The organism is Enterobacter sp. DVT3837, assembly GCF_056238685.1.
In genome coordinates this window covers 60483-78172 of record NZ_JBWDLA010000004.1, presented here as the reverse complement: position 1 = coordinate 78172, position 17690 = coordinate 60483, and the positions used below count along the sequence as shown (strand labels likewise).

Sequence of the window (17690 nt, the reverse complement as noted above, 5' to 3'; positions counted from 1 at the left end):
TCTGAGTCTCATTGTTAAATGGGGGATTAGCGTTCTTTCTGAATGGTACGGGTGAGGGTCTGTTCTTCACGCTCCGGCATGCGGCCGCGTTCAGTATTTTCTGCCACCCTGAGCATGTCGCGCTCAGCGTTTGCCAGATCTGCAATCACACGCGATGCCCGCGACTGTTCACCGGATGCCTTGTCAGCACCTTCCAGCTCACTCCTGACACCTGCAGCAGCTTTCATTTCCTGTCCACCGGTGTTTTCCTCACCTCTCCCCCTGGCGATTACATCTGCATCCGGGGTGAGTGGTTCCGGTTTACGCGGGTTAATGTCTTCCGGTTTCAGTCTGATCACCTCTTCCTGCGGAATTTCCGGCAGCAACGACTCCGGCTGCCTGTTCCGTCCGGCGTCTTCATTGCGAATCTGGTCTGCCAGCATCTGTTCGCGCAGTTGCTGTACGTTCTGCTCGTCAGTCAGCGTGGAGACAATACCCGGCGACACATCCTGTTTTGTCCCACCGCTCACCTTAAGCAACCATGCTGAAGGCGGTTCATCGCCGGTCTGCCAGACCACGCCGTCCTTCGGGTGATGTCGTACTGCATCAAGCGCGGCCGCCAGGTCACTGGCCACAATCGTGTTGCCTGACTGGCTTCGCTGCAGTACCGCACCACGGGCACGCTCTGTCATGACCATCCGGGTCTCCCCCTGTGTCATCCGCCCTTCCGGGCTGGCAACCAGGGAAACCAGGGCCAGGCCCGCACTCCTGCCATTGTTGTCATAAACCGGCAGCGCCAGCGCCGGTTCAGGAAAGCGCCGGGTGGCCGGGATGATTTTTGCCGTCAGTGACGCATCCTGCATGCCCTGATGGCGCACCCAGGCGCGACCGATGGCCGTTTTATTCACCGGCTGCCCCATTGCCCAGATGGCTTTCGCCTGTTTGCGCTGCGTTTCCGGTGCCAGCGCATCGTGCGCCGTTTTGATATCACGCTCCGGCGTTTTTACCGCCTTAACCCAGTCCGCTTTCTTGTCGGTGTAAATCTGGACGTGCTCCTTGACGCGTGAGGCTGAAATGTAGAAGGCACGACGGGAAGCCAGTGCCTTACGTCCGTCTTTCGTGCCCTCAAGCGCAATGACATAATCACTGCTGGCCCCCTGTGCGCCGTAGCCGGTGACGGCCCAGCCGTAGTCGAGATTCTGCTGCGCCCGGACCTTCTCAGGATTGATGGTGACGCGACCGTTCTCCCCCTTCAGACGGATATTCCCCTCCTCGCTGACCGACTCCACCGTATAGCGCTGGTTGGCCATCTGCCCCTGTTCGCGATCGGTCGCCGTGAACTTAAGCAGATCGCCGGAACGGACTTCCATCTCGCTGCGGCGAAACAGCTGCACGTCACCGGTGATCAGCTCCTTCGGTGAAACCAGAGCAATCTTCCCCTCCTCATCACGTACCGTCACCGTGCTGCCGTTACGGTCAACGGCTACCACATCCTGGTAGCGGTCACCGCGTTTAACCACCATCCCGGCTTCCCAGGACTCTGTTTTATTGAACTCATGGCGCGTATGGGTGATTTTATCGAGCACCGGCACCTTAATAGCCTTCTCCCCCAGTTCTCCCCGCGCTGCCAGCGCGGCATGAATGCCAGCATTTATCGCCTTACGGTCGGCGTTCAGCTGCGCAATGATGAGCGTACGGGACCGCGCCTCCGGTGTCCGGTCCTTCCAGTCAGCGACAATATCGATAACAGGCGTCTCCGTTTCCTGAATCGCACTCTCCGGGAGCGCGGCTGAAGCGCTACGCGCCACGCGGTCAGCCGGCTGGGTTTCAATGCGCTGCAGGGCCGCATCGATCCGGTTATCAATGATGTCGTGAACGGCGCCGCGTAGCTGCAGGTCTTTCTGACGGACGATTTGCTTCATGATGGCCACATCCATCGGACTGCGCTCCTGCATCAGCTTAAACGGCGCGCCCACGTCGACCGATTCAAACTGGTCGATATCCCCCATCGAGACCGCGCGACCGCCGCCGCTGGCAATGGCCTGGAACAGGGCCGCCGTATCCTGGTTGCCTGCCATTGAGGACTCATCGATAAGAAACACCTGTCCTTTATAGTCGGGCTTACCGCCTGCGGCCGTCACCTGGTCATGTTCAACGATAAAGGATTTGATGGTCTGCGCCCGGACACCGACGTCGCTCATCTCTTTCACTGCCTGGTGCGTCGGGGCAAGACCCGTCAGTACTGGGCGAACATCTGCCGGTAAGGTTTCAAGCGCGGTTTTCACGGCCTTCAGCTGCGTGGTCTTCCCCACGCCGGCATAGCCCTGAATCCCGATAAACTGATCCGTGGCGCCCAGCACCAGAGTGGTCGCCTTTTTCTGGCCATCGGTGAGTCCGTTCAGCACGGCCTCCGGTACCTGTTCCAGCAACGGCTGCTGCGTACCTTTCCCTTCCTCCACCACCCGCAGAATAGCTTTCTCCATCTCCCATGTGGACCGGGAAACCAGCACCGGCTCTCCCCCTGCGGATACGGACAACAGCTCGCCATTTTTAATCATCGCGCCAATTTCATTCCCGATAGCTTCAAGGTCGGGATGATATTTCTGCGCCTCCGTCGCCAACTTAAGTTCGCTGAACACCACAGTGCGCTGGTCATTGATGGCACGCCAGACGGCCAGCCCGGCGTCCGTCCGGACGCTGTCATGCAGAGAGTCTACCGCCTGGCTGACGTCATCGTGGTCACTCAGACTTCTGACCAGCTGCACGGGAGATGCACTGGTCTTCATACGCTGCAGCCGGGCTTCCGCCCGGTCCTGCACTTCGGCGGTGAACACTTCCGCCCTGTGGCCACTCTGTGCCAGCGAGTTCATGGTCTGGGTCGAAATATCGCGGCTGTTCAGCGCGGCCAGCACCACGCCGGTGTCGTTATCCCTGCCGCCCGGCGCCGTCACGTAAGCATGTGACAGATAGAGCGGCTGGTCTTTTGGCAGCGTCAGGGTGTCTTCCCCCCGTTTCACCTCAATCCCCTTTTCACTTATCCCGGTCACCTCAAGACGATCTTTGGCCTTCAGGCTGTGCTCGCGGTCACCCGCCACGGACAGCAGTTTTTCGCCGGTGGCCACGCTGAGGGTTTCGCGGCTGAAGAGACGCCAGTCAGCGCTGATATCCCCGATTTTCATCCGGGTCAGCACGCCGTCCCCGTCGATGAGCGAGAGGACTCGCGTGTCCTCATGCACCCGGTCAATCACATACGACTTACGTGCTTTTGCGTCCGTGCGATCTTCAAGCACCATGCCGGGACGGTATGAACCGGGCATGCGGCGCGTTTTGCTGTCGAGCCAGACCGGCTGCCGGGCCTCTATCTCCACGCCGTCGCGCCCCAGCTGTCCTGCGTTCTGCAGCGCCTCACGTACCAGGCCCGTCAGCTGTGCCTGTTCACGCCTGCCGACCACAACGGCGGTGACGTTTTCACTGCCTCCGCTCAGCTCTGCAAACCGGTTGGCCAGCGCCTCGTAACGGTCGCGTTTGTTCGGAATACTGACCACTTCGGCCTCCAGCCCGGGCGCCGGCTCCGTGCGGCGGGAACGGGCAACCCCTGCGGACTCCAGCACGGACATGGCGTTACCGTTCGCCTGCCGTCCGGCACTGTCGAGAAAGACCAGCTGTGCATCCTGCGCACGCGCTTCGCCCAGCAGAACCAGCGTCTCCTTGAGCCCCAGACGCTCTGCCCCTTCGATTATCAGCGTGCTCTGGGGTTTCAGGTGAAAATCACCGCTCAGAACATGCTGCCGGCTGATGATCCGCTCCCGCAAATCGTCGGATTTCGCCAGCGAAATGGCGCGCTCGGCAGAGCTGGCCAGCACCTGCACGTCACGACCGTTCGCGCCGGCAATGCCGGCCAGCTGCGCGGTCAGGTCACGGATACCTGCCACGCCTGACGGGGCATTCATCAGAACCAGGGCGTCTTTCTCCACCACTTCCAGCGCCGCTGGCGCGTACTGCGCCGGACGGGTGAAACTGACGACTTTTGTGGATTTGAGATGTTCCTGACTCAGCGCCTGGATCGAGAGTTCATCCAGCAGGTGAATACGGGAGGTGAAGACCCCTTTCTCACTGTCCAGCGGCACAATCATGCCGTCCTTCAGCGCCGCATCGATGGCCACACGAATTTCCTGAATTTCCGGCAGCCGTTCGCTCAGCTCAGCGGTGGTCATCATCAGCTCGCCAAAGGTGAAGCGCGTTTTACTGTCGCTGAGCTGCGAGATGGCCAGCCGGACAGCCTCAGTCAGTTCCGGGCGGGGTATTTCAGTGTCCAGCTGCGCGGCAGGTAAGCGCCTGGTCGCCGGCGTCTTTTCGGGACCGGTCTGTGCCGGCTGACTCAGCGTGTCAGTTTGTTGTGGTACTGGCTGACGGGACAGGCTCTCCCGTTCTGCGGGTTGAGCAGGTGTGTCGACGCTCTTTTCTGCCGTGGACGACGTCTGCAGAGAAGACTGTTCAGGCCCGGCAGGAACCGGTTTAGCCTGGTGACCTTGCTCCGGCTGAGGCGCGGTCTCACGAAGACCTGCATCACGCGGCACCACGCTCTCCTGATACGCCTTCAGGTCAAATCCCTTCTCCTTCATCTGGCCCAGCCAGCGCTCCATCAGGCGCATCCGCGAAGGGTCAACTTTCGCCCTGCGGGTGTCTTTGGCGGCCACATCCCGGCTGCGCAGCGTGGCTTCCGCCCCCACGGCCCCCTGTATTTCCCTGCCCCGTGAGGAATATTCGTCCCTGACTTCTTCCGGAACGCCCTTGATCTCCCACATGCCATGCTTGCCTACTTCTTCCACTTCATGGCCAAGAGCTTCAACCCGCTCACGAAGCGCGCTGCGATAAATTTTCCCGAGGGTGACCTGGTGCTTCATGACGGTTTCGATAAAGCCGGCGTTATGGATATAGTCCGTGGCCAGGGCTTTCCATTTGCCCGCATACTCCGTCATGTTGGCAATCAGGAGATGGGTGTGCAGCTGAGGATCAAGATTGCGCGAGGTATCATGCGTATAGGCGGCCGCCACCATCTTGCCGGTGTGTACGATGGACGTAACGCCGTCTTTCGTGTCGCGGGCCGAGATGAGCTTCTCCACATAGCCAGCCGCCACGCGGACGGCATGGTTATGTGCTTCCACCATTTCTTTATCATTCCCAATGAGCGCCAGAATGGACACGCTCTTGGGAGCGGAAAAGGTCAGGTCATGGCCCGGGCGGTGGACGTGCTGTCCGTTAACCTCCTTGCCCAGCCGTGAGCCGTCCGGCAGACGGCCCTCGAGCACGGCCGTCAGGTCATCGCCACGGACGTTGCCCTCAAGGCCCAGCTCTTTTGCACCTTCCCCCATCCAGAGGCTCTGCAGGCTGCCCAGAAAATAGTAGTTATCGGAATTGCTGTAGTAGCCTGCAGCCTCGCCGGCTGACGCTACTGGGGCGACTGACATCATAGGTCATGCTCTCTGTCGTTATAGTGATGGTCGTTTTCGTCGTAACCCGGGTCGTCCGCGTGACGGTGAAGTAAAATGTTCTCTTCCTCCTGCGCCAGCTGACGGTGGGTGCTGTGGGCTTCATCCTGGGGCTGCGGTGTCACTGACTTCCCTGCCGTCGTCAGACTCAGGCCGCCGTCAGGCAGTGCCGTCACCTTCATATCCAGGTTCATTGATTCGCCCGCATTCTCGCTGGCCTGACCTTCTTCTCCGCCTGAGGTGGCTCCGGTATTGAGCCGCCGTTTCAGCATCCCCAGCGCGCCGGCTGCAGCAGGCTCGGAGGAAGTATCCAGCTGGGTTCTGCTGCGGATTTTTTGCAGTGCTGCAGGTATTTCCGGTTTAAGGGGCGCAGTCTCTTTTTGACGAGTTACTGAAGGAGGAGAAGACCGAAGTGAAACGACGTTGTCTTTTTTGTCTTCGGTGACAGGGTCTGTCACCGTGCTGTGATTTTCAGTTACTACTTCCGGGACCACTGGCTCTGTCCGCGATGTGACGTGCTCCCTGGCAGGTACCGGCTTCTGTTCAGGAGCAGCGCTGCGCGAAGGTTTCGGTTCTTCCATTCGGGTACGAGCCACTTTTTCGGTGGCCGGAGTTACCGGTGAGCCGGATGCCCCTGCAGAAGAAACCGGAGCAGGATTGTCAGCTGCAGATGATGTCTCGCTCCCCTTCTCCAGCACTTCATCGCCGGTCGGGAACGTCAGACCTGCGGCAGCCGCTGCGCGCTCGTTCTCCTGAATAACCTTCTCCAGCTCCGGACTGAGCGCATCGCGGATATTGCGCTCGAGAAGGCCTGCCTGCCGCTTCTTCGGCGCGCGATATTTCAGTTTCAGACGGACGACCGGATACTCGCCCGGGAGGCGCACATAAAAGTTGAGGTTTGGCAGACGCATGATCTGCTCGTAGTCGACAATCGGGTTATTGACCTCGTCTTTACCGAGAGATACGCCGTCACGCACCTGGTCCAGACCGTAGCTGTTCTGCTCACGGATTTTGCGCTTACGCTGGTTGCCCAGTTCCTTTTCCACCACTGCGGCCATCTCCGCACTCGGTGAACGACCGTACATTCGGGTGTTCAACAGGTCGAAGATGCTTTTGGCCAGCTCGCGGCCATAGACGTGAACCAGCTGCGCCATGTTCTGCATCCCCAGCACGAAACAGCCGCCAAACTTACGCGCCTCGGCAAGCGTCTCAGCCAGCTCGGGGATGCGCTGCAGGCTGGGGGCTTCATCGATAATGAACCATACGCGGCGGTCGCTGTTCTCTCCCATGCTCTGCAGCATCAGCGTGGCCAGAGATACCCACAGCGAGATCAGAGGACGTACACTCTTGCGGTGACGTGCCTGGGTTGAAATAAACAGCCAGCTGCTGTCATAGCGTTCCTGCGTCATCCATTCCCGGATGGTGAACGGTGGCTTCGTTCCGTCATCCAGCCCCTGCAGATAGCGCAGGGCTTTGGCGTAGTTGGTTACCACTGAGCGAATGGAAATGGCCGTTTTCTCAATTTTCTCCTCAACCAGGTTGGCTGAGGGCGTGTTGGCCAGATAGTCACGCAGATTTTTCATGCTGAGGGACAGCAGGGTTTTGAGGAACTTCTCAATGCTGCGTTCCGGGTCTGTCGACATACGAATTGCAAGGTCGGCATAAATAGTTCGCGAACTGGATACCCAGAACGGATCGGAATCCCCTTCAACCGGAATGAGGCTGGCGGCCAGGTTGTCGTAATCGACCGCGTCAACGCACTCCCCCCACATCTGCCAGTTTGCACAGCGTTCATCGTGAGCATTAAGGATGAAATCGGTGGACGGGTTGTAGTGGGTTTCTGTGAAGGTACAACCTGAGTCGTAGATGATGGCCCGGTCACCGCGTTTGCGGATGTAGTCGAGTAACCAGCGTATCAGCGTCGACTTCCCCACCCCGATAGTGCCATGCATCAGGAAGTTGAGTACCTCCGCCATCCTGACCATATGCAGATCACCCACGCGCAGGTCAGAGAACTCACCGTTTTTACGCAGGAGCTTGTTCACTTCAGCTGGCTTATCAGTCAGCTGCATCCCGGAAATGTATTCATCTTCACTTTCCTTTCTGCCGATACTGGCGATAAACCATGTCACGGCGATAAACACCACCATACTGAACAACCCGCTGGCGCCGGCCGCCCACTGCAGCTCAGTCAGGCACTGGTTGCCCATCTCCTGCATATACAGGTCGGTATAGATCTGCGGCAGGGTCATTTTGAGCACCATCATCGTCGCGGTTGGCGCATACCAGTAGTGGACGTCGTAAATTTTTGGCGTCCCCGTTGCCGGCATCAGATCGATAAAACTGCTGTTGATGCTGGCAAACCACCACAGGGAGCCGTTATCAAGGGCTTCCTGTGGAATTCGCCAGAGAAAAATGGCGGTAGTTAGCACGGCGAACAGGATGAAGATCCAGAATCCTATCCAGTTGTTCACCTGAATGAACATGCGCCAGCGGTAGGCGGTCATCTGCCCGCCCTGAGTGAGGTTTTTTCCTGCGAAGCTCATAGAGTGTTGTCCGGCCGTTATTGCATCACCTGTTCGGTGATGTGTGTTATCAGGGGAGAAACGTTGAAAAGGGTGATGAATTACGTGATAGCGCGAGTGGGAAAACGTCGGGTTGCCGCCCGAAACATTATTTTCCGTGCTTTCATCTTCATTCTCTCATCATTTGATGGTGTCACCGAGGCGCAGCTGGCTGGCCTGGCGGAGAACGTCATCCGGGTTGATGTTGCCGACTGAGGTGGTGCTTGATGCGGTGGTCTGGCTCGCCGGTTGAGGAGTCACGGCGTTCTGCGCGGCGTTGCCGGCTTTCTGCAGTTCCTCTTTCGCTTTCGCGTCCTCGGCGTCCTCGATGGTTTCAAGGCGGAAGCCCTTCTGGAATACAACGGTCACCTGATTGCCGGCACCGATATCAATTACCGGGTGGTACTGCTCAGCGCGTTTAATCCAGTACTGGCTCAGCGTGTCGGCCGCCTTGCTGGCCCCGCCGCCTATGCCCTGCTTAAACACGTCGCCGGCACCGACATCCGCTGTGGCGCCGAGGCCGACGGATGGTGTAGCGGCAGATTTGATACCTTCACCAAAACCTGACAGGAGGCCTGCTGCACCGGCGTAGCCGACAATCATGCCGTTTCGCATGACTGGCTTGCCGCGAATGCCGCCTTTACCCTGGAAGCTGACATGCCCCTGAAACTCCATGTCCACGTGCTTGCCGTTTTTCAGGATGCAGCTGATGGACTGGGTGCGGACGTTTCCGCGTTCGCTGGAGATATCGCCCCACATCTCACCCACAATAAAGCAGCCGTCAGCGTTGAACTCCTTGTTGTTGGGCATCTGAATGTTGCCCTGCAGGCGGATGGTTACAGGACTGGTATTCTGCTGACCGGTGACGCTGGCGTTCGCGTCAGCCCCCTCAATCAGAACAGCATCAGAGAATGAGCCGGAAGGAATCCAGGGTAATTTAGTTGGCTTTTTCTTCAGGCTGTCGTAGCTGAACTTTGTTGTCGACAGGCCACCTGTCATTCTCTGGCCAGAGCCGCCCGGGTAGAACGCTGCGCCCTGCCCCATATTCACACCAGTGGCGGCCGGTGTGCCTGAAGGGGTTACGGTGTATTCGGGTGGCCGGGCCTGACCGCCAGCAACGGGACCGGGGAGTGGTGTTCCGTTCTGGCCAACAGGTGGTGTCTGCTGGCCAGTGGTCTGGTTGCTGCCGGGGGCTTTCGTTAGCTGGTCATTCAAGCGCTGTATTTCAGCGTCCTTCTCGGCCAGCTTCTGCTCGGTTGTGAGCTTGTTCTGCGCGAACTGCTGAGCAAGCGTGGCAAGGTTTTGCTCAAGAGCGGAGGTCTTTGCCTGCTGCTGTGTCAGCGCGGCATCGTTGACCTGTTCGTTAAACGTCGCGGTCACAACGCCGGTCAGGTTTGGTGTTGCAACCGGTGCGGGTTGCTTTTGTTTTTGCTGGTATTGCCCGTACCACATTACGCCGCCTGCTGCAGCTGCGCCGCCAATGATGACGGCGGCCAGGATGGCCAGTTGCTTGCGGCGGGTTTTCAGGTTTTCATTCAGGCTGATGGTCATGAGCGGGCGTCTCCGTCATCTGAAAACACAATCCAGGCATAGCCCTCACCGCCAGCGTAGAGCTGATTCTGCGACAGCATTACGGCCCGGACGCCCTTGCGCCAGAAATCGCGCTCGCGGAGGCTGCGGGTGATGCTGCCCGGGTTGCTCATCCGGAAGCGAACAACCCGCAGGTGGTTGCCCACAAACTGGCGTTCAGGCGTCAGGCGTACATCACTGGCGGGTGTGTAAGCCGGCATGCGGCTGACCGGGTATTCCCGGTAGTCGTCCGGCACCTGGCCATTGACTGCGGCGCGGGATAGCGCAACCAGCGTTTTTTCATAGGTCTGCCCTTCTTCCCATGCCTTCGCATCGTCGTTCTTGCGAAGTGGTGGTGACATCGGGGTGAAGCGCAGTGTTTTGCCGTTACCCGGCTGCGGCCTGACGTTCAGGCTCAGCGATGAACCGTGGTCAGTCTGGATAAACAGGGTGAAGTTCTGGCCAACAAGCGGAGACAAAATAAGCGCTCCGTCCTCGGTCTGGCTCTGGTCATACGCACCGGTTGGTCCGCTGATGCTGGTAATGAGTTCTCCGTCTACAACAACCTTACTCGGGTTGGTGTTGCTGAGAGTGACGTTAAAGGCGGCGTCGTTCTCAAACGGAATGGCTGCGGGTGAGGAAGCGGCCCGGAGGCCGCTGGTAAATAATCCCGCTGCCAGAAACACAGCAGCAGCTGCCGGTGAAATGCGAAATTTCATGGGCAGTCCTGTCAGTTAGTGGAAGATACCGGCTTGAGTTCTTCAAAGCTGTGGAGGTTAATCACACCGTTGTCATAACTCAGTTTCAGTCGGTAGGTTTTTTCCTGGTCTTTCAGTGGCGTGATGATTGCGCCGTTTGTGGTGGAGGATTTCAGTACCCCGCTGTACTGCACGGAGCCATCATCCATGACGCGAATTTCTTTCGTGTCGAACTGGGTGGTGATGCCCGCTTTCTGGATGCGCTCAGTTTCTATGTCCAGGGCTTTCTTGAGTACGTCCCGTTCGGCGGAGGGGACAAATCCAAGAATCATTTTCTGGTTATGTTCGATGTTTTCCGGGGTAACGTTGAGTCGCCAGTAAATAAAGGAAGCGGCGAACTGTGTCAGACCGGTCGCATCGACACTTTTAGAATCTGATGCAAATGGGCGGTTAAACGTTAACGGCGTGGTGATGGTTTTCTGGGTTGTGGCGAAATACCATGCCAGTGACCCTGTCAGTACATTCCCTGCGCTCATGAGTAAAGTTAAAGCTGAAAGACCAATAAACGCATAGCGGAGTTGTTTATCGCGCTCTCCTTTAATATTCAGTTTCATGAAAAACTATGCCCTCCAGTGCCGGAAACTTGAGTCAGGTATCTGGCGAAAGGTTACTTTGAATAAAAGTGATGGCAGGTGCCAGTAGCAGAAATTAAGCAACCAGTACGACCCCTGCCCTTTTTTCAGATATCTGACGATGAACCAGAGGATTCCCGCAATTACACCAAGTTCGAGTGACAGGTTGTTAAGCACCCCCAAAACTAAAAGGGGTGCGGTAACAATCAATTCGTCAATCGGTAAGCCTAAATAGCGGTTCTGCTGGTTCATTGTTTCCGGGAAGTTATATTTGTCTCCTTCCCCGTTCATCATTTAGCTCGCGATACCGAAGGCGACACGGGTAAATATGATTGCCATAACGATACCGACGAATACCAGTGGTGAGCGGGCCTTAATGTAAATAAACAGGCCCATGATGATTTCGGCGATGTAGAACCATTTAACCAGTGATGAGCCGGAGCCGAAGGTGGAATTAACCGTGGCGTTCTGCGAGGAAAGAAGGTCGGTGCCAGATGCGAATGCCGGGTGAGTGACCATAAGTGCAATTAAAAAAGCGCCTGCTGACTTTAAGTAAAATTTAGCCTGGCGATTTTCGCGTGCTTTGCGGAATAAAGACGCTACCGCCCATCCCTTACCGACGTTAAGGGCACTGCCTTTGGTTAACATGTTTGTTTTCTCCGAAGTAAACAAAAGTGAATCGCGTAAGTGCTTGTTTACGCGGGCGCAATTGTCCCATGACCCTAAAAAAAAAAAACTGTGACGCATGTCACACTTTTTGGAACCATTCAGATTTATCCGAATATGTAAGTGGGTAGGCTTTGTTGACCAGTAAGTTCGGAGATGGTCTATGGGATCTATAGCTATGAAAGTAAAAGAAAAAATGTGGGATGGTCGCGGCCGTCCACGCAAGTTCCAGCCAGGTGAGGCGGTGGAGTGGCGATTGCGTGCACCGGATAATCTGCTTATGGAGCTGAGAATATGTGCCAGAGCTGGCAACAGAAGTGTGAATGAGGAAATTATTGCCAGGCTTTTGTTGTCGCTGAATTATCAGCCCGGCAAGCCTGTCATTAAAACTGCGGAGGGTGAGCGGCTCATTGCTCTGGCGGTGAGATTTGAAGAGTGGCTAGGGCAATTACTTGATGGTGAATCTCTTGATGATGCTGGAGAAATTAAATCCTCGCCCAAGCAGGAGCAATTGTGGATGTGGCGTGAGGGTGAAAGAGTTTTGCTTCCGGGGAAAACAACCGGATATAGCATGCGAATTCCTGAAAACCTTGCAGATGAAATCAGGGCAATGGCGAAGGTGCATAACCGTAGTCTGAATGATGAAATGCTCACCCGTCTGATGAATACGCTGGGTTATTTTACGGAAAGGTTACTTGACCAGAATGAGGATGTGCAGGCGCTTAAAGTTCTTTGCATGGAGTTCGAGGTGTTCCTGAAAGAAAAAATAAAGGAGGTGGAGAAAAGTGACCTTCCCTGGGATGAAAAACCGTCCCTGTGATCGATGTGGGCCGGGGTGTCCGGCTCACAGATTTATTCTTTTTCGTTGATGAAGTGCCTTGCTTCTGCTTCGTTCTCGGCTGTGTTTATGCCGCTTAAAATCATATCAAGCGTATCTTCAAGGCTGCCTTCGCCGTCTTTTCCTGTCATTTTTAAATACATCTCAGCGATTAGGGTGGCAATGAGAACTGTGCCTTCGCGTGAGCCGGCTGCTTTTCTTATGAGGTCTCTTCGATATCCTTCGATATCAAATTGATTGCCATCCTCGCCATCGCGTTTATAAACAAGCAGTCCAAGCCGGATTAATTCGTTGCAGGTAGCTGATATGTTTGCTTCTCCAGCATTAGCGCCGTTCTGCAGGTCTTGTTGAACAATATCGCGAACTTCGCGTTCAATTTTATCTTTAAGGTAGATGCCGACTCTTCCCATATTTCTTACCTGTTTTAAGTTAGTGTCGGAACCGACACTATGTATGGCCTGTTGGTGGATTTCCACATTGCTGTGCAAGGCTGTAATGGGTTGATACTGCTGTGCATTTCTGTTCTATACAGTAGTACAATCCAGCACTATGATGTGCGATAGTGTGACACTGTGCGATATATAATTCAATGTAATTAAAGCATATCTACAATTGTATGATACATGTGTGACATACCGACACTAACAGGTATCAGGATTATACGATAGTGTAGTGTCGGTATGTACGACATTAAACGGTCACATTCCAAAAGCGCGCAAATTTCTTACAAACATCCCACTGAAATGAAAGGAAAAATCTGCAAGACGAAGTCTTGCGTGGGGTGTGATGTTTTAAAGGGTTAGTAAAGAGCGGCATGTTAATACCGTATACCGTTCTGGCATGTTTATTTCGGACAGGTGTTAAATCCCTTCAGGAGAGCGCTCAGGCGCGTTTGTAGTGAATTTACTTGATTGCGACGATCCGCCGGGGTATTTTTTAAAGCGCCTCTCCAGAGCCCGTTTATTTCGCTAAAAGGCCAAACCATGAAAATATCGTTACTGCCTGCTGCTTTACTGACTCTTTCACTATCTGCTGGCGCAGCTCCGCAGATGTGCTTTGATCAGGCCGGGAAAGATTACCAAATTGATCCGCTGCTGCTTATGTCAATTTCGATTAAAGAGAGCCATCTTGTACCGGATGCGATAAATGGATCAAACAGGAATGGAACGGAAGATGTCTGCGGTATGCAGGTGAACAGTTCCCATTACGGTAAACTTAAAAACTTCAATATTACCCGTGAGCGCCTGTTAAATGATCCATGTATCTGCGTTTATACGGGAGCATGGGTACTGGCGCACAACTTTCGGTCATACGGGAAAAACTGGGACAGCGTGGGGATGTATAATACTGGACCGAGCAAAAAGCTCATTGTACAGCGCAAGGCCTATGCACAGGATATCAAAAATATATATCGTGTATTACTGGCCAGAAAAAAGTTACTTTCAGAACGTCTCGCGCCAGCTGCGGGAAAGGAGCATGATATTAAAATTGCAGAAACAGCATCGTCACATAGCGTGCAGTAAAAAGCCGCTCTGTTGAGCGGCTTAATTTTTAGGCCTTCAGTTTTGCAAACTCCTCCGCCATTTTCCAGAGCACCTGATTTAATTTGATGTCACCATCTATTCCGGTGACTTCCCGCGTTCTGGTCATCTTCCCTTTTTCCGTTCTGCCACGAATTCCCCCACGGATCACATTTTCCTGCACCACGTTAAACGTGGTCCATAAATCCTGGCCTCTGTCGAGCACACGGCGAGGGTTAATAATTTGCTCCGGTGTAATCGGCGCTGGTTTTCCATCGTATTTAAGTTCCAGGGCGGTCGCACCAAAAAGGCGCTGCTCAGGCAAAGTGAGCTGAATGCTTTTCATGAGGTCTATATTTTCATCAACCGCGTCGAATGTTTTCAGCACCGTGTAAGCGCCTTCAATAACCTGCCCGACAATATCCCCTTTGTGGGGTACGCGGATTTCACCAAAATCCTTCCATGCAACCAGACCATTACTGCAAACCTGACGGAACATGCCGGGGATCATTTTATAGCTGCTTGAACCATCATGGCTATTCAGCAGAATAATTTCCGGCACTTCTTTTCCGTTAATCTGGTCATGACGGCGCAGGCGAAGCATATGCTTTGTAAAGTCGCGTTTATCCTGGTCACGTGTACGTGACTGCGTTGCATAATATGGCTGAAAACCTTCATCACGTAAGCGATCAAGAATGTTAATGGTCGGGATATACGTATAACGTTCAGAGCGTGAATCGTGTTTATCCGATGAGAACGCGCTCGGAACGATGCGCTGTAATTCATCATTCGTCAGCGGACGGTCTTTGCGGATCGAGGCAGGCATACGATAGCGGCTTGCGAAACTGACCATTTTTATTTACTCCTGATTATTTAGTAAGAGATGAAGAAATAACGCGGTGAAAATTATCCAGCGGGATTGCAGCTGCCACCGGGCGACCATCTACAACCCAGACAGAGATATAATCCGGGCATTCGTCATTTATTAACGTCAGCTCAGTGGCATTCTCTGGCGGCGTAAAAATTACCGGTTGTGGCTCCCCTTCCGATGCGGCCAGGACCCAGCAAAACAGATCCGTAAACTGGGACGTGGTGAGGTTTGAATCACATCTTCCGGTAGATTCTTGAGCGGCGGTTTTGACGTTGACGTTTCGTGTGTGCATCCTGGTTTTCTCCTGTGGTGATGGCAGTCCATCTCCCTGGTGAGTTCTCTCGCGGCAAAGGGCAAAGGAGCAACGGCGAAGGGCGGAAGGAAAGGGGCGGAGACTAAAGTTTTTGCGGCACGCAAAAAGTTTTGGCGGAGTGCATTTCACCCCTTGGATGACGACCCGACGGTGCTACAAGCAGCCCTCCGCGTGAGGACACACGGGGGATGGCTTCACCGGGGGAACAGGATGCACACACCCGACACGTCGGAACGGCGTGGCGCCATTAAAGCGACGGCATCAGCCGGCGCGGTGAAGGCGTTCCGGACGGCACGGCCGGAGAAGCCGCAGCCCTTGACCTTCGCCATCAGACCCTAGCCGTATGGCCCGAAACCCGGAGGGGTTCGGCGGAGCCTGGCGGGTGCGCAGCGGCCGCCCTGGCGGAGTGGGGCTCGACGACCGGACAGCAGCGCTGGCCGGGAGCCGAAGGGGGCCATCGCCCTGCCCTGTTTTCGGGTTATGGCCACGGAGCTGCAGCTGAGGAAGTTAACCAGCAGGACGACGGATATGACGCCCGGGATGAAGAACACAGGGAAAACCAGGCTGAAGCCAGATACAGGCAGGTAACTAATGGCGCGCTGACTTCAGCAAAATCAGGCAGGAGAGAGGGCAAGGCGGAGGGAGCAGAGGGGCAGCGCCGAAGGCGCGTCCCCCTTCCCCCGTTCCCCGCAGGGGAACAGACCTTCCGGGTTGTTCATGCATGCGACTGCACCCTTCGGGATGGAAAAAGGGGCTACCGGCGAACCGGCAACCCCTTCATAAAGGCGCTTCAGGCATGTCCACACAGTCTCAGCCCCTGAATGGCGGGGGGGGGTCCCCCCGCCGGGGTTAGCTACTTAGCGGATTCGTAAGCCATAAAAGCTGCCACCTCCCTGTTCGTGTCCCTGTATCGGATTTCGCAGAGCGATTTCCGTGTCAGGTAAATGAATATCAGCAGTGTGAGACACACTATTAATACGCACCAGAGCAGGGTATTTCGTGGCAGTTTCATGGCCTTCTTCTCCTTGCCTTGCGGCATCTAAGAGGCTATCCTGATGTTGTCTAGGCATACAGGTGGCCTCGTGGGTGTACTGACCCCAAAAAGTTGGACAGTTAAACACGAGGCACATAGGTCTGGGTTCGATATTCAATTGGACTCAGACCTTTTAATTTCAGGCTAATTCTTCTGCTGTTGTAGTAGTCAATATATTCCGTAACAGCATCCTTCAGTTCGCTTATATTACTGAACTCGTCAAGATAAAAACACTCCGACTTTAAGGTTCCAAAGAAACATTCCACGACTGCATTATCCAGACAATTGCCTTTTCTGGACATGCTCTGTGTAATGCCTTGTTCTTTAAGGATGTTTTGATACCTTCTCATACGATACTGCCATCCCTGGTCAGAGTGCAGAATAGGATGCTCGTGAGGCTTAAGCTTTTTGAATGCCTGATCGAGCATATTCTCGACCATGTTCATCACAGGTCTTTCCGACAGGCTGTAAGAAATAACTTCGTTGTTGAAGAGATCTATTACTGGAGACAAATACAGCTTTCGCCCATTGACTGCAAATTCAGTAACGTCGGTAACCCACTTCTCGTTTGGCCGTGTAGCCTTGAAATCCCTTTGGAGAACATTGGGGGCGGTTTGCCCTACCTCTCCTCTGTAGGAGCTGTATCGCTTGACCTTAATCGCTGCCTTAAGCGAGAGGGTTCCCATCAGGCGCTGAACGGCTTTATGGTTAATCCGTTCCCCGTCTCGATGGAGAGACAACGTTACCCTACGGTATCCGTAACGACCTTTATTCTCGTGATAAATCTCACCAATACGCTTTTTAACATCCGCATACTTATCAGGCTTGCTGAGAGCCTTTAGATGGTAATAAAACGTACTGCGCGGTATCTCCGCTGCCTTGAGAAGCTCATCAAGAGGGTAAAACTGCCTTAGCTCGTTGAGTACTTTCACTTTTTCGCGGGATGAGCTAAGGCTTTCAGCTTTTTTAGATACGTAAGCCGCATTTCAAGGAATCGAACTTGTCTTTCAAGATCCTCAATACGTCGGTCTTTCGACAGCTCCAATGCTAACGCCGCTTTTTCTGGATCAACTGACATTGTAATGTTTCTTTTGGTGCCGATCTTGAGTGCGCGTAAACCAGCTTCTCCGTGCTCCTCATAGACTTTCAGCCACTTGGCTACAGAACCACTACCAGCAAGCATAAAGTGAGCAGCAGCCTGATTGAGGGACATCTGCTGCTCGGTCACGGCTTTCACGACCTTAATGCGCAACTCTGGATCAGCACTAACGCCTTTAGGTTTGGGAATTAAACCTTTTTCTCCATGTTTTTCATAGAGGGCAACCCACGTCCTGACCTGTGTTCGAGGCACACCAAAACGTGCAGAGATGATCCTGTAACCATCATCAGTTGTGAAGTAGTGATTCACGACTTCAAGGCGCTTTTCGAAGGGGTATTTTGGCTTTGACATATCAGGGACTATTCCATTTCATCGTCCAACAAAATGGGTGCAGTACATGGGTTAATGAAAATTAACTA

The 17690-nt window shown here is 54.5% G+C and carries 14 protein-coding genes and 1 pseudogene; 2 read left to right on the top strand and 13 right to left on the bottom strand.

Annotated elements, in window-relative coordinates:
• Nucleotides 1-26: 26 nt before the first annotated feature.
• The 7 genes from traI to AC0XWG_RS24850 form a co-directional block, all read right to left on the bottom strand.
• Nucleotides 27-5450, bottom strand: coding sequence for a conjugative transfer relaxase/helicase TraI (gene traI / locus AC0XWG_RS24880; RefSeq protein ID WP_475681149.1), 5424 nt, complete (start codon nt 5448-5450; stop codon nt 27-29).
• Nucleotides 5447-8014 carry a type IV conjugative transfer system coupling protein TraD gene (gene traD, locus AC0XWG_RS24875; protein ID WP_475681148.1) on the bottom strand — a complete coding sequence of 856 codons (2568 nt, stop codon included), beginning with the start codon at nt 8012-8014 and terminating at the stop codon, nt 5447-5449. Before traD ends, traI begins: the two co-directional genes overlap by 4 nt.
• 159 nt (nt 8015-8173) lie before the next feature.
• Complete coding sequence (gene traB, locus AC0XWG_RS24870) at nt 8174-9577, bottom strand: F-type conjugal transfer pilus assembly protein TraB (RefSeq protein ID WP_039265248.1); 1404 nt, start codon at nt 9575-9577, stop codon at nt 8174-8176.
• Between the two features lie 2 nt (nt 9578-9579).
• Nucleotides 9580-10320 carry a type-F conjugative transfer system secretin TraK gene (gene traK, locus AC0XWG_RS24865; RefSeq protein WP_039265197.1) on the bottom strand — a complete coding sequence of 247 codons (741 nt, stop codon included), beginning with the start codon at nt 10318-10320 and terminating at the stop codon, nt 9580-9582.
• 11 nt (nt 10321-10331) lie between these two features.
• On the bottom strand, nt 10332-10913 hold the full coding sequence (locus AC0XWG_RS24860) for a TraE/TraK family type IV conjugative transfer system protein (RefSeq protein ID WP_023327726.1): 582 nt from the start codon (nt 10911-10913) through the stop codon (nt 10332-10334).
• A gap of 6 nt (nt 10914-10919) precedes the next feature.
• A complete protein-coding gene (gene traL / locus AC0XWG_RS24855; protein ID WP_023327727.1) occupies nt 10920-11222 on the bottom strand; it encodes a type IV conjugative transfer system protein TraL in 303 nt (100 codons plus the stop codon).
• A gap of 3 nt (nt 11223-11225) precedes the next feature.
• Nucleotides 11226-11579: a type IV conjugative transfer system pilin TraA gene (locus AC0XWG_RS24850; protein WP_033147099.1), complete on the bottom strand. Its 354-nt coding sequence runs from the start codon at nt 11577-11579 to the stop codon at nt 11226-11228.
• 196 nt (nt 11580-11775) lie between these two features.
• Between AC0XWG_RS24850 and AC0XWG_RS24845 the strand changes: the two genes are divergently transcribed.
• Entirely contained in the window at nt 11776-12417 is a 642-nt protein-coding gene (locus AC0XWG_RS24845) for an Arc family DNA-binding protein (RefSeq protein ID WP_032636186.1), read from the top strand.
• A gap of 32 nt (nt 12418-12449) precedes the next feature.
• On the opposite strand, the gene AC0XWG_RS24840 is transcribed toward AC0XWG_RS24845, so the two are convergent.
• Nucleotides 12450-12845: a relaxosome protein TraM gene (locus tag AC0XWG_RS24840; protein ID WP_023327730.1), complete on the bottom strand. Its 396-nt coding sequence runs from the start codon at nt 12843-12845 to the stop codon at nt 12450-12452.
• Between the two features lie 573 nt (nt 12846-13418).
• Here AC0XWG_RS24840 and AC0XWG_RS24835 point away from each other — a divergent pair.
• Nucleotides 13419-13958, top strand: a complete 540-nt coding sequence (locus AC0XWG_RS24835; protein ID WP_032636190.1) for a lytic transglycosylase domain-containing protein — start codon at nt 13419-13421, stop codon at nt 13956-13958.
• 28 nt (nt 13959-13986) lie between these two features.
• Here AC0XWG_RS24835 and AC0XWG_RS24830 read toward each other — a convergent pair whose 3' ends face one another.
• The 5 genes and pseudogenes from AC0XWG_RS24830 to AC0XWG_RS24810 form a co-directional block, all read right to left on the bottom strand.
• A complete protein-coding gene (locus tag AC0XWG_RS24830; protein WP_023327732.1) occupies nt 13987-14808 on the bottom strand; it encodes a DUF932 domain-containing protein in 822 nt (273 codons plus the stop codon).
• A gap of 16 nt (nt 14809-14824) precedes the next feature.
• A complete protein-coding gene (locus tag AC0XWG_RS24825; protein ID WP_023327733.1) occupies nt 14825-15118 on the bottom strand; it encodes a hypothetical protein in 294 nt (97 codons plus the stop codon).
• An 874-nt stretch (nt 15119-15992) separates the two neighbouring features.
• The gene (locus tag AC0XWG_RS24820; RefSeq protein ID WP_475681168.1) at nt 15993-16112 is read right to left on the bottom strand and encodes a type I toxin-antitoxin system Hok family toxin; all 120 of its coding nucleotides are present in this window, start codon (nt 16110-16112) and stop codon (nt 15993-15995) included.
• Nucleotides 16060-16209 (bottom strand): annotated as a pseudogene (locus AC0XWG_RS24815) (DUF5431 family protein); the annotation flags it as partial. The gene AC0XWG_RS24820 and the pseudogene AC0XWG_RS24815, both read right to left, overlap by 53 nt.
• Before the next feature lie 43 nt (nt 16210-16252).
• Nucleotides 16253-17622, bottom strand: a protein-coding gene (locus AC0XWG_RS24810; protein WP_085949440.1) for an IS3-like element ISKpn8 family transposase whose coding sequence is annotated in 2 segments (ribosomal slippage) — nt 16253-17142 and nt 17142-17622 — 1371 coding nt in all. Because the reading frame shifts where the segments join, the coding sequence is not laid out codon by codon here.
• Nucleotides 17623-17690 lie beyond the last annotated feature (68 nt).